Source organism: Streptomyces colwelliae (genome assembly GCF_048158785.1).
In the GTDB taxonomy this organism is placed as follows: Bacteria; Actinomycetota; Actinomycetes; order Streptomycetales; family Streptomycetaceae; genus Streptomyces.
In genome coordinates this window covers 35,416-47,433 of the sequence record NZ_JBLTJC010000034.1, presented here as the reverse complement: position 1 = coordinate 47,433, position 12,018 = coordinate 35,416, and the positions used below count along the sequence as shown (strand labels likewise).

General features: G+C 69.2%; 12 protein-coding genes. 11 read left to right on the top strand and 1 reads right to left on the bottom strand.

The genetic code is table 11. From position 1 onward, the window contains the following. A partial coding sequence (locus ACNFOC_RS10370; protein WP_416958787.1) for a LacI family DNA-binding transcriptional regulator occupies nucleotides 1-325 on the bottom strand: 325 nt, incomplete at its 3' end. 134 nt (nucleotides 326-459) lie between these two features. Between ACNFOC_RS10370 and ACNFOC_RS10365 the strand changes: the two genes are divergently transcribed. The 11 genes from ACNFOC_RS10365 to ACNFOC_RS10315 all read left to right on the top strand — a co-directional run bounded on the left by ACNFOC_RS10365 (nucleotide 460) and on the right by ACNFOC_RS10315 (nucleotide 12,001). Then, nucleotides 460-1,713: an MFS transporter gene (locus ACNFOC_RS10365; protein WP_416958786.1), complete on the top strand. Its 1,254-nt coding sequence runs from the start codon at nucleotides 460-462 to the stop codon at nucleotides 1,711-1,713. 9 nt (nucleotides 1,714-1,722) lie between these two features. Continuing rightward, the gene (gene pafA / locus ACNFOC_RS10360; protein ID WP_366097020.1) at nucleotides 1,723-3,084 is read left to right on the top strand and encodes a Pup--protein ligase; all 1,362 of its coding nucleotides are present in this window, start codon (nucleotides 1,723-1,725) and stop codon (nucleotides 3,082-3,084) included. Nucleotides 3,085-3,225: 141 nt separating this feature from the next. Then, nucleotides 3,226-4,239, top strand: coding sequence for an FKBP-type peptidyl-prolyl cis-trans isomerase (locus tag ACNFOC_RS10355; protein ID WP_416958785.1), 1,014 nt, complete (start codon nucleotides 3,226-3,228; stop codon nucleotides 4,237-4,239). Between the two features lie 94 nt (nucleotides 4,240-4,333). Further along, the gene (locus ACNFOC_RS10350; protein WP_416958784.1) at nucleotides 4,334-4,705 is read left to right on the top strand and encodes an FKBP-type peptidyl-prolyl cis-trans isomerase; all 372 of its coding nucleotides are present in this window, start codon (nucleotides 4,334-4,336) and stop codon (nucleotides 4,703-4,705) included. A 132-nt stretch (nucleotides 4,706-4,837) separates the two neighbouring features. Beyond that, nucleotides 4,838-5,791, top strand: coding sequence for a helix-turn-helix transcriptional regulator (locus ACNFOC_RS10345; RefSeq protein ID WP_406128655.1), 954 nt, complete (start codon nucleotides 4,838-4,840; stop codon nucleotides 5,789-5,791). A gap of 19 nt (nucleotides 5,792-5,810) precedes the next feature. After that, complete coding sequence (locus ACNFOC_RS10340; protein WP_416958783.1) at nucleotides 5,811-6,827, top strand: helix-turn-helix transcriptional regulator; 1,017 nt, start codon at nucleotides 5,811-5,813, stop codon at nucleotides 6,825-6,827. A 128-nt stretch (nucleotides 6,828-6,955) separates the two neighbouring features. Then, nucleotides 6,956-7,285 carry a hypothetical protein gene (locus ACNFOC_RS10335; RefSeq protein WP_416958782.1) on the top strand — a complete coding sequence of 110 codons (330 nt, stop codon included), beginning with the start codon at nucleotides 6,956-6,958 and terminating at the stop codon, nucleotides 7,283-7,285. A 19-nt stretch (nucleotides 7,286-7,304) separates the two neighbouring features. Further along, on the top strand, nucleotides 7,305-7,499 hold the full coding sequence (locus tag ACNFOC_RS10330; RefSeq protein WP_033283741.1) for a hypothetical protein: 195 nt from the start codon (nucleotides 7,305-7,307) through the stop codon (nucleotides 7,497-7,499). A 259-nt stretch (nucleotides 7,500-7,758) separates the two neighbouring features. Next, nucleotides 7,759-8,040 (top strand): Sec-independent protein translocase subunit TatA, encoded by a 282-nt coding sequence (gene tatA / locus ACNFOC_RS10325; protein ID WP_416958781.1) that lies wholly within the window; start codon nucleotides 7,759-7,761, stop codon nucleotides 8,038-8,040. A gap of 48 nt (nucleotides 8,041-8,088) precedes the next feature. Beyond that, on the top strand, nucleotides 8,089-9,051 hold the full coding sequence (tatC, locus tag ACNFOC_RS10320; protein WP_416958780.1) for a twin-arginine translocase subunit TatC: 963 nt from the start codon (nucleotides 8,089-8,091) through the stop codon (nucleotides 9,049-9,051). Between the two features lie 85 nt (nucleotides 9,052-9,136). Next, on the top strand, nucleotides 9,137-12,001 hold the full coding sequence (locus ACNFOC_RS10315) for a DEAD/DEAH box helicase (protein WP_416958779.1): 2,865 nt from the start codon (nucleotides 9,137-9,139) through the stop codon (nucleotides 11,999-12,001). Nucleotides 12,002-12,018 lie beyond the last annotated feature (17 nt).

Here is a 12,018-nt window from a genome sequence, read left to right as displayed (position 1 = left end):
TGCCCTCGGGGGAGGGGTAGAGGACGACGCCGAAGCCGTGTTCGGCGGCGACGCGGGCGGCGCCGGTGTAGACGCCCGCGAAGAACTCCGTCGTGAGGACCGGGACCACGAGCAGGACGGTGCGGGTGCGGCCCAGGCGGAGGTTGCGGGCGGCGAGGTTGGGGCGGTAACCCAGGTCGCGGGCGGCCTCGCGGACGCGTTCGGCGGTGGTGGCCGAGACCCGGCCGCGCCACTTGTCGCCGAGCACCAGGGAGACGGCCGCCTGGGAGACGCCGGCGGCCTGCGCGACGTCGCGGCTCGTGGGGCGGGTGCTGCCTGCTGCCACCGTCGGCCTGCTCCTTGGTGAGGACTCCGTGGGGACTCCGTATGGACTCGTGAACAGCGCACATGGTACGTATGACAGACGACGTTATACGTAAAACCTCATGTGTGCGGTGAGGGGGAGGGCGGTACGAGGCCGTGGGATATCTGGAGATCCTCAGGGCGAGGCACGCCACCCGCCTGCTGGTGGGCACGCTGGTGGGGCGGTTGCCGAACGCCACCGCGGCGATCGCGATCGTGCTGTTCATCCGCGCCGAGGGCGGCACCTACAGCCTCGCGGGGGCGCTCGCGGCCGTGTACGGCATCGCCAACGCGGTCGGACAGCCCCCCCTCGGGCGCCTGGTGGACGTCCACGGGCAGCCGCGCGTGCAGCTGCCCGCCGCGGTCCTCTCGGCGCTCTCCATGGCCGTCTTCGCCTTCTGGGGCACCGATCCGCTGCCGCTCGCCTACACGGCCGTCGCGGCCGCCGGGCTTTTCGCGCCACCCCTGGAGGGCGGTCTGCGGGCGCTGTGGCCGGCGGTGCTGCGCCGGGAGGACCAGGTGCACACGGCGTACGCCATGGACGCGGTCGCCCAGGAAGTCATGTTCACCGTGGGGCCGTTGCTCGTGACGGTGTTCGTGTCGCTGTGGTCCGCCCCCGTGGCGCTGCTCGTGCTGAACGTCATCGGGGTGCTGGGCGCCCTCTCCGTAGTCGTGTCGCCGCCCTCGCGCGCGTGGCGTTCGGCTCCGCGTGAGGCGCACTGGCTGGGCGCCCTGCGCTCGCCGGGGCTCCTCGCGCTGCTCGGCGCGTTCCTGTTCGTCGGGATGGCGCTCGGGTCGATCACGGTCGCGTCCGTGTCGTACGCCGACGGGCACGGTGGTGACGTGGTCTACGGCTGGCTCATGGCGGCGATCGGACTGGGCGCGCTGCTGGGCGGCACCGTCTACGGGGCGCGGCAGTGGAGCGGGGTGCCGGAGCGGCGACTGCGGGTCCTGGTGGGGCTGCTGGCGGTGTGTTACCTGCCGCTGATGCTCATGCCGGGCGCGGTCGCCATGGTGCTGCTCACCGTGCTCGCCGGGGTGTTCCTCGCGCCGGCCCTCGCCTGCGCGTTCATCATCGTCGACCGGCACGCCCCGAAGGGCACGGTCACCGAGGCTTTCTCGTGGCTTGTGACGACGTTCACCGTGGGGGCGTCGGTCGGAACGGGCGTCGCGGGGCCGGTCGTACAGGCCGGTGGGGCGCTGTGGGGGTTCGCCGTGCCGGGGGTCGCGGGGGTGGTGTCGCTGCTGGTTCTGGTGGCCACCGGGCGGGTCCTCGCAGCTCCCGCCGTGGGCGCGGTGGTTGCGGCTTCATCGGAAAATGATCCAAACCGTGCCGCCGAACCCCGTTTCAGCACAGGCGATCGGGCGTAATGTTCAGTCATGGACCGCCGCATTTTCGGGCTGGAGAACGAGTACGGCGTCACGTGTACGTTCAGGGGACAGCGGCGTCTGTCTCCCGACGAAGTGGCTCGGTACCTCTTCCGCCGTGTCGTGTCATGGGGCCGCAGCAGCAATGTCTTTCTGCGAAACGGCGCCCGGCTCTATCTCGACGTGGGCTCACATCCGGAATACGCGACCCCCGAATGTGACAACGTGACCGAACTGGTCACCCACGACAAAGCCGGCGAGCGCATTCTCGAAGGACTCCTGGTGGACGCCGAACGACGCCTGCACGAGGAGGGAATCGCGGGCGACGTCTACCTCTTCAAGAACAACACCGACTCGGCGGGCAACTCGTACGGCTGCCACGAGAACTACCTGGTGGCACGGCACGGCGAGTTCTCCCGGCTCGCGGACATCCTCATCCCGTTCCTGGTCACGCGTCAGCTTCTGTGCGGCGCGGGCAAGGTGCTCCAGACTCCGCGCGGCGCCGTGTACTGCGTCAGCCAGCGCGCCGAACACATCTGGGAGGGCGTCTCCTCGGCGACGACGCGTTCCCGGCCCATCATCAACACCCGGGACGAACCGCACGCGGACGCCGAGCGCTACCGCCGTCTCCACGTCATCGTGGGCGACTCGAACATGTCCGAGACGACCATGTTGCTCAAGGTCGGCGCCACCGACCTGGTGCTGCGCATGATCGAGGCGGGCACGGTGATGCGCGACCTGACCCTGGAGAACCCGATCCGGGCGATCCGCGAGGTCAGCCACGACATCACGGGCAAGCGCAAGGTGCGTCTGGCCAGCGGACGCGAGGCCTCCGCGATCGAGGTGCAGCGCGAGTACTACGAGAAGGCCGTGGACTTCGTCGAGCGCCGCGGCATCCGCACGGGCACCGTCGAGCAGGTCCTGGAGCTGTGGGGCCGCACGCTCGACGCGATCGAGGCCGAGGACCTCGACCGGATCGGCACCGAGATCGACTGGGTCATGAAGTACCAGCTGATCGAGCGGTACCGGGCGAAGCACAACATGACCATGTCCCACCCGCGGGTGGCGCAGATCGACCTCGCCTACCACGACATCCACCGTCGCCGAGGGCTCTACTACCTCCTCGAGAGGAAGGGCCAAGCCGCCCGGATCTGCAACGACTTGAAGATCTTCGAAGGCAAGTCCGTTCCGCCGCAGACCACTCGGGCACGGCTGCGCGGCGACTTCATCCGCAGGGCTCAGGAACAGCGGCGGGACTTCACCGTCGACTGGGTCCATCTCAAGCTCAACGACCAGGCCCAGCGCACGGTGTTGTGCAAGGACCCGTTCCGTTCCGTGGACGACAGGGTGGAGAAACTGATCGCCGGAATGTAGGCGAAAGTATCCGGATATCGACCTCCGGATACATATTCGGTACGCCACACGGGCCCCGTACGTTTCACGTACGGGGCCCGTGCCACGTCGTAGAGTTGCGCGCACGCCATCAACGAGATCGACCGATACGAGGCCTTCACCGTGCGCCGACGCTCCCTTCTCATCGCTGTTCCCGCAGGATTTGTGACGCTCGCGGGGTGTGGTGACAGCGATTCCTCCTCCAGCAAGGCCAGCGCGTCGCCGTCGCCCTCACCGTCCGCCTCGGCCACGGCGGTTCCGCCGCCGAAGCTCGTGGACGGTCCGCTGCCGGCGATCACCGCGGGCACGAAGTTCGACGAGAAGCCGACGGTCGCCAAGGGCAGCGGTGATCCGTCGAAGGACCTCGCGGTGAAGACGGTGATCGCGGGCAGCGGCAAGGCCGTGGCGGAGGGCGACTTCGTCAAGGTCAACTACCTGGGCCAGATCTGGTCGACGGCGAAGGTCTTCGACAACTCCTACGACCGCAAGACCTCGTTGGTCATCCAGCTCGCGCAGGGCGGCATCATCGACGGCTGGCGCTACGGCCTGGCGGGCAAGAAGGTCGGCAGCCGCGTCGAGATGGCCATCCCGCCGACCTGGGGATACGGCACGGCGGGCAGCTCCGAGGCGGGCATCAAGGGCACCGACACGCTGGTCTTCGTGATCGACGTCCAGGACTCCTTCAACGCCAAGAGCTCCGCCAAGGGTTCGACCGTCGCGCAGTCCGACGCCGATCTGCCCAAGGTCGGCACCAACACCGACGGCAAGGCCCCCTCGGTCACCGTCCCCAAGACCGACCCGCCGAAGAAGCTGGTGTCGAACTACGTCCTGGAGAGCGACGGAGCCGTCGTCAAGGAGGCCCAGTCGATCCTCTGCCAGTTCAAGGGCGTGGTCTGGAGCACCGGCAAGGAGTTCGAATCGACGTACTCCCAGGGGCGGTTGAGCCAGTTCGCGATCAAGGACATGGAATCGGTCGTCAAGGGCCTGGCCCAGGGCATCACCGGCAAGAAGGTCGGCAGCCGCGTCATGATCGTCGCGCCCGCGGACCTGGCCTACGGGAACACCCCGCCGAGCGGCGGCGCCATCAAGAAGGGCGACACCCTCGTGTTCTCCGTGGACATCCTGGCGGCCATGTGACCCCTGAGAGGGTCGGGCCTGGCCGCAACGCGATCCCGGCCGGGATGCGAGACTGTCCGAGTTGTCTTGTCGTACACAAGCAGGAGCCAGAGACGTGAGCATCGAGAAGCCCGAGATCGACTTCCCGGAGGGCGAAGCCCCGGCCGCCCTGGAGATCAAGGATCTTTGGGAGGGTGACGGCGAGGTCGCGGTGGCGGGCCAGAACGTCACCGTCCACTACGTGGGCGTGGCCTTCAGCACCGGCGAGGAGTTCGACGCCAGCTGGAACCGCGGCACCCCGTTCAAGTTCCCGCTCGGTGGCGGCCGTGTCATCAAGGGCTGGGACCAGGGCGTACAGGGCATGAAGGTCGGCGGCCGTCGCCAACTGACCATCCCGGCGCACCTCGCCTACGGCAACCAGAGCCCGACCCCGGCGATCAAGCCGGGCGAGACCCTGATTTTCGTGGTCGACCTCGTCGCCGTCTGATCACCGGTTCCGACCGGACCCGATCACCTGGGGCCCATGCCTGTGAGGGCATGGGCCCTCGGCTTTTGCCAGGCCTCCGTGGGGCGGTACGGTCATCGTTCGTAAGCACATACAGGGAGGCGAAGGGCGTCGATGGCCATTGCCAAGGCCGAGCGGCTGATGAACCTCGCGCTGTGTCTGCTCGGGACGCGGCGGCCGCTCAGCAAGCGTGAGCTGCGCGAGTCCATCGAGGCGTACCTGGAAGCGGGCAGCGACGACTCCTTCAACCGGATGTTCGAGCGCGACAAGGACGATCTGCGCGAACTCGGCCTCGTCATCGAGACGGTGGAGAACCTGGACGGCGAGGTCGGCTATCTCGCCCGCCGCGACAGCAACCGCCTCCCGCCCATCACCCTCGACGCCGAGGAAGCCGCCGCGCTCGGTCTCGCCGCCAAGGTGTGGCAGCAGGCCCGGCTCGCCGGCGCCGCGAGTGGCGCGCTGCAGAAGCTGCGCGCCGCCGGGATGCCCGAGGACCTCGACCCGTACGAGCCGCACGGCGCCCTGGAGCCGCGCATCCCGGTGCACGAGGCGTCGTTCGAGCCGCTGATGCTGGCCTGCCGCGACCGCCGGCCCGTCGTCTTCGACTACCGCAAGGCCACCGCCGCGCGCCCCGAACCCCGCAACGTCGAGCCGTGGGCGCTGGAGTGCTGGCGCGGCCACTGGTACCTCGCCGGCTGGGACCGGGACCGGGGCGCCGAGCGCGTCTTCCGGCTGTCCCGGATCACCGGCAGGGTGCGGTCCCGCAACGGGCGGTTCACCGCGGACATCCCCGACGTCGTCACCGTGCGGGAGACCGTCGCGAGCTGGGCGGGGGAGACCGCCGACCGCTCCGCGCTGATCCGGCTGCGCACGGGCTCCGGATACCCCTTGCGGGCGAAAGCCGTGGCGGTGCGGGAACTCGGGGACGGCTGGGACGAGTTGGAGATTCCGTACGGCCACGGGCTGGACGCCTGGCTGGTGGAGTTCGGGCCCGATGTCGTCGTCCTGGAACCCGCCGAGCTGCGGGCCGACGTGGTGGACCGGCTGCGTGCCGTGGCCAAGGGCTGAGGGGGAGCGGAAGAGAACTGTGGCAGGCAAACCGGTCAGGCCCGTCAACGCCATCGACCAGACCCGGCGGATGCTCTCCCTGGTGACCTATCTGAAGGAGCGCCCCGGGGCACGTATCGAGGACGTCGCCCGTGCCTTCGGGATCACCGAGGACGAGCTGGTCTCCGACCTCGACATCCTGCCCATGTGCGGGACCAGCTTCCGCGGCGGCGACCTCCTCGACATCGACACCGACGGCGACCGCATCTGGTGGCACAACCCGGACGACGTCGCCGAACCGCTGCGGCTCGCCGCCGACGAGGCGACCGCGCTCCTGGTGGCCGCCCGCGCCGTATCGACGCTCCCCGGCCTGCGCGAGAGCGACCGGCAGGCGCTGCTGCGGGCCAACGCCAAGCTGGAGGCGGCGGCCGGTGAGGCGGCCGGCGCGAGCGCGCGGCTGTCGGTGACCTTCGAGTCCGAGGGCGGGGTCTTCGCCGACGTCGACCGGGCCATCTCCGAGCGCCGCCGCCTGTGGATCCGCTACTACTCGCCCGCCCGCGACGAGTTGAGCGAGCGCGAGATCGACCCCATCCGGCTGGTCAGCATCGGGCACACGTACGTGGAGGCCTGGTGCCGGCGCTCCGAGGCGCGCCGCACCTTCCGCCTCGACCGGGTCGCCGAGATCAAGATCCTCGACGAGCCGTCCGCACCGCCCGAGATCGAACTGCGGGACCTGTCGGAGGCGCTGGTGCAGCCCGCCGCCGAGGACCCGGAGGTCGTCGTGGAGGTCGGCCCTGGCGGGCGCTGGGTCGCCGAGTACTACCCGCACGACAGCGCCGATGAGCTTCCCGACGGCGGGCTGCGTATTACCTTGCGCACCCCCGACCCCACGTCCCTGAGACGCCTGGCCCTGCGGCTCGGGCGCGACGGCCGGATCGTCTCCCCGAGCGACCTCGCCGACAGCGCCCGCCGGGCCGCCCGCGAGGCGTTGGAGGCGTACGACGGCCCGCAGGGTGTGGTTGACGCAGTGCACGGTGTTGACGAGAGGCGGGAGTGAGTCGTAGGGGCGCGCCGTTACCGAGAGGGCGAGCGCGCGGAGGCCCGAAGGGGTGAGCACGGTCGCCCTCTCGGTAACGGCTGAAAGCGCCCCGGAGGCGAACGACCAAGGAAAGAGGAGCAGGGGCTGTGAGCGAGTCGACGATGACGGGTGTCCCGGGCGTCTCGGACGCCCAGGGCGTCTCGGGTGGTCCGGAGATGACGGTGGCCGCCGCGTTCGCCGGGATGAAGAGCGTGGTCCCCGTGATGTTCAGAGCGGGCTGCCCGGACTGCCGGGGCAACTTCGAACTGGCGGCGAGCGCCCTGCGCCTCGCCATCGGCGCCACCAGCCGCACCACCTTCTACTCCTTCACCTGCCCCGACTGCGGCGCGGCCGTACGCAAGCCCGCGGGCGAGCGGATCGTCGAACTGCTCGTCGGCGGCGGGGTCAGGACCCTGCGGCTGACCTCCGTCGGGTAGCAGGGTCTAGGCTCGCCCCATGTTCTGGGCGATGGTCGCGGTAGCTGTGGGTTTCCTGGGTCTCGCCGTGCTCGGCGTGCTCGCCGTCCGGGTCTTCCTGGAGGCGCGGCGGCTCGGACTCCAGGTCGCGGACGCCGCGCACCGCATCAACCGGGCGGCCGAGGACCTGGAACGGGCGGCGGTGTCGACGGCGCGTTCCGTGGACGCACTGTGAGTCACATATGGGCGGGGTGTGAGTTGCGCGCCTCATGCGCTTCGCGTCACTTTGCCCTGTCACGTTGTCGGCGGAGGCGGGTACGCTGCTGATCGCGGTCCGGATAACGAGGCACGGAGCGCGGACCGGGAGTACGCACGGGGATTGCCTCACGTTTACCCCTGAGCGTTACGATCGCTGGCAGCACGAAGGTCGGACAGATGTCCGACCGGTCGCACAGCACCCCACCCCAGCCGCCTCGGTGAGAAGGTAAAGACTTATGTTCGGAAGGCTCGGAGCTCCCGAGATCATTCTCATCCTCGTCGTCATCGTGCTCCTGTTCGGCGCGAAGAAGCTTCCGGACATGGCCCGCTCGCTCGGCAAGTCCGCCCGCATCCTCAAGAGCGAAGCCAAGGCGATGAAGGAAGAGGGCAACACCACGCCCACCCCCGCCGGCCCGCCGAACACCGACGAGTCCGTGCAGCGCACCATCCAGGCGGCCCCCGGCGACGTGACCAGTTCGCGTCCCGTCACCGAGCCGTCGGACACGACCAAGCGCTGACGCAGGGCCGGGACCCCCTCGGCCTGCCGCACGAGATGAGGACGTGGGTTGCCTAAGTCTGCCCGCACGAAGGAGAAGGACCCCGAGGGGCGGATGCCCCTCGCGGACCATCTGCGTGAGCTGCGCAACCGGCTCGCGAAGGCGATGCTCGCCATCATCGTGGTGACCTGCGTGGCCGCCTTCTTCTACAACGACATCGTCAACATCATCACCAAGCCGGTGCTGGACTCGGTCGGTTGCGCCTCCACCTTCGAGGAACTGCAGAAGGCGGGCGACAAGACCCACCAGTGTGCGCAGATCACGATCAACGGTCTGCTGACACCGTTCACGCTGGCGTTGAAGGTGTCCCTGATGGCCGGTGTCGTCCTGGCCTCCCCGGTCTGGCTGTACCAGCTCTGGGGCTTCATCGCCCCGGGCCTGCACAAGAACGAGAAGAAGTACGCGCTCTCCTTCGTCGGCACCGGCGTCCCGCTGTTCCTCGGCGGCGCCTACTTCGCCTACAAGGTGCTGCCCACCACGGCGAAGGTCCTGATCGGCTTCACGCCGAAGGACGTCAACAACCTGCTGCCGCTGGACGACCTGCTCGACCTGGTCACGCGCATGGTGCTCGTCTTCGGCCTCTCCTTCGAGCTGCCGCTGCTGCTGATCATGCTGAACCTCACCGGCGCGCTGACGGGCACGCGGATGCTCGGCTGGTGGCGGGCCATGATCCTCGGCATCACGGTCTTCGCCGCCATCGCCACTCCCAGCACCGACCCGCTGACCATGCTGGCGCTGGCCGGGCCGATCTGGGTGCTGTACTTCGGCGCGGTCGTCTTCTCCCTGCTCAACGACCGGCGCAAGCGCCGTCGCGAGGCGGAGGGACCGGACGACGACGAGGCCTCGGACCTGGATCTCACCCCCGAGGACATCGGCGACATCGAGACCGTCTCGGCCGGCCGGGCAGCCCTGCCCGAGCAGGCGGGCGGCACCGGTTCCGACCGGGTCAACGGCTACGACGACGTGACCTGATCACCTCCCGGACTCCACCGAGACCGGCCGTTCCCGCAGCGCGGGCGGCCGGTCTCCGTGTGTGGAGGACTCGTGGGAACGGATAATGATCGTCCTGTTGTCAGTGGCGCCCGGTACGCTCGAAAGCACGATGACAGAGGACCTCTCCCCGGCCGAGCGGTACGCGGCAGCCCGCCTGCGGGCAGCCGAGCAGGCCACCGCGCTCGCGGACTTCCGCGAGATGTACGACTTCGGTCTCGACCCCTTCCAGATCGAGGCCTGCCAGGCGCTCGAAGCGGGGAAGGGCGTGCTGGTCGCGGCGCCCACCGGCTCCGGCAAGACGATCGTCGGCGAGTTCGCCGTCCACCTCGCCCTCCAGCAGGGCAAGAAGTGCTTCTACACGACCCCCATCAAGGCCCTGTCGAACCAGAAGTACGCCGACCTGTGCCGCCGTTACGGCGCGGACAAGGTCGGCCTGCTCACCGGCGACAACAGCGTCAACTCCGAAGCCCCGGTGGTCGTCATGACCACCGAGGTGCTGCGCAACATGCTGTACGCCGGTTCGCAGACCCTCCTCGGCCTCGGCTACGTGGTCATGGACGAGGTGCACTACCTCTCCGACCGCTTCCGCGGCGCCGTATGGGAAGAGGTGATCATCCACCTCCCCGAGTCGGTGACCCTCGTCTCGCTGTCGGCGACCGTGTCGAACGCCGAGGAGTTCGGCGACTGGCTCGACACCGTCCGCGGCGACACCGAGGTGATCGTCTCCGAGCACCGGCCCGTGCCGCTGTTCCAGCACGTGCTCGCCGGGCGGCGGATGTACGACCTCTTCGAGGAGGGCGAGGGCAACAAGAAGGCCGTCAACCCTGACCTCACCCGCCTGGCCCGCATGGAGGCGCAGCGCCCCTCCTACCAGGACCGCAAGCGCGGCCGTGCCATGCGCGAGGCCGACCGGGAGCGGGAGCGCAGATCGCGTTCGCGGGTGTGGACACCGGGCCGCCCCGAGGTCATCGAGCGGCTGGACAACGAAGACCTGCTGCCCGCCATCACGTTCATCTTCAGCCGCGCCGCCTGCGAGGCGGCCGTACAGCAGTGTCTGTACGCCGGGCTGCGGCTCAACGACGACGAGGCGCGGGAGAGGGTGCGGGCGCTCGTCGAGGAGCGCACGGCGTCCATTCCGAACGAGGACCTCCATGTCCTCGGGTACTACGAGTGGCTGGAAGGCCTGGAGCGCGGCATCGCGGCCCACCACGCGGGCATGCTGCCGACGTTCAAGGAGGTCGTCGAGGAGCTGTTCCTGCGCGGGCTCGTGAAGGCCGTGTTCGCCACGGAGACCCTGGCGCTCGGCATCAACATGCCCGCGCGCTCGGTGGTGTTGGAGAAGCTCGTCAAGTGGAACGGCGAGCAGCACGCCGACATCACCCCCGGCGAGTACACCCAGTTGACCGGTCGGGCCGGCCGCCGCGGCATCGATGTCGAGGGCCACGCCGTCGTGCTGTGGCAGCGCGGGATCAGTCCCGAGCACCTCGCGGGACTCGCCGGCACGCGCACGTACCCGCTGCGCTCCAGTTTCAAGCCGTCGTACAACATGGCGGTCAACCTCGTCGAGCAGTTCGGGCGGCATCGCTCGCGGGAGTTGCTGGAGACGTCCTTCGCGCAGTTCCAGGCGGACAGGTCGGTCGTCGGGATCTCGCGGCAGGTGCAGCGCAACGAGGAGGGTCTGGAGGGCTACAAGGACTCCATGACCTGCCACCTGGGCGACTTCGACGACTACATGCGGCTGCGCCGCGAGCTCAAGGACCGTGAGACCGAGCTGGCCCGGCAGGGTGTGGCACAGCGCCGTGCGGAGTCCGCCGTAGCGTTGGAGAAGCTCAAGCCGGGAGACGTCATCCATGTCCCGACCGGCAAGTACGCGGGTCTGGCACTGGTGTTGGACCCGGGACTGCCCGCCGGGCGGTCCAACGGTCATCGTGGCTTCGAGCAGCACGACGGTCCGCGTCCGCTGGTCCTGACCGTCGAGCGGCAGGTCAAGCGGCTCGCGTCGATGGACTTCCCCGTCCCGGTCGAGGCGTTGGACCGGATGCGGATCCCGAAGTCCTTCAACCCCCGTTCCCCGCAGTCCCGTCGGGACCTGGCGTCCGCGCTGCGCACCAAGGCCGGGCACATCCCGCCGGAGCGGGCCCGCAAGCAGCGCTCGCAGGCCGCGGACGACCGGGAGATCGCCCAGTTGCGTACGGCGATCCGGGCGCACCCGTGTCATGGGTGCAACGACCGTGAGGATCACGCCCGTTGGGCCGAGCGGTACCACCGGCTGCTGCGGGACACCTCGCAGCTGGAGCGGCGGATCGAGGGGCGGACCAACACGATCGCCCGGACCTTCGACCGGATCGTCGCGCTGTTGACCGACCTGGACTATCTGCGCGGCAACGAGGTCACCGAACACGGCAAGCGGCTGGCCCGGTTGTATGGCGAGCTCGATCTGCTGGCCAGCGAGTGTCTGCGGGAGGGTGTCTGGGAGGGGCTTTCCCCTGCCGAACTCGCCGCGTGCGTCTCGGCGTTGGTGTTCGAGGCGCGGGTCAGTGACGACGCGACCGTTCCCAAGGTGCCGTCCGGTGCGGCCAAGGCCGCGCTGGGGGAGATGGTGCGGATCTGGGGGCGGCTCGACGCCCTTGAGGAGGACTTCCGGATCACTCAGACCGAGGGGGTCGGGCAGCGGGAGCCTGATCTTGGGTTTGCCTGGGCCGCGTATATGTGGGCCAGTGGGAAGGGGTTGGACGAGGTTCTTCGGGAGGTTGAGATGCCGGCCGGGGACTTTGTTCGGTGGTGCAAGCAGGTGATCGATGTGTTGGGGCAGATTTCTGCCGCGGCGCCGGTTACTGGGGGCGAGGCGTCTTCCACTGTGGCGAAGAATGCGCGTAAGGCGGTTGAGCTGTTGCTGCGGGGGGTTGTGGCCTACTCGTCGGTGGGGTGAGGGTTCGTTGGCGGGTG

Bases quoted from the DNA above. Each gene is read 5' to 3' on its own strand.
- ACNFOC_RS10330 (WP_033283741.1), top strand. From the start codon at position 7,305: ATGTTCTGGGCGATGGTCGCGGTAGCTGTGGGTTTCCTGGGTCTCGCC.
- tatA (WP_416958781.1), top strand. From the start codon at position 7,759: ATGTTCGGAAGGCTCGGAGCTCCCGAGATCATTCTCATCCTCGTCGTC.
- ACNFOC_RS10345 (WP_406128655.1), top strand. From the start codon at position 4,838: ATGGCCATTGCCAAGGCCGAGCGGCTGATGAACCTCGCGCTGTGTCTG.
- ACNFOC_RS10315 (WP_416958779.1), top strand. From the start codon at position 9,137: ATGATCGTCCTGTTGTCAGTGGCGCCCGGTACGCTCGAAAGCACGATG.
- pafA (WP_366097020.1), top strand. From the start codon at position 1,723: ATGGACCGCCGCATTTTCGGGCTGGAGAACGAGTACGGCGTCACGTGT.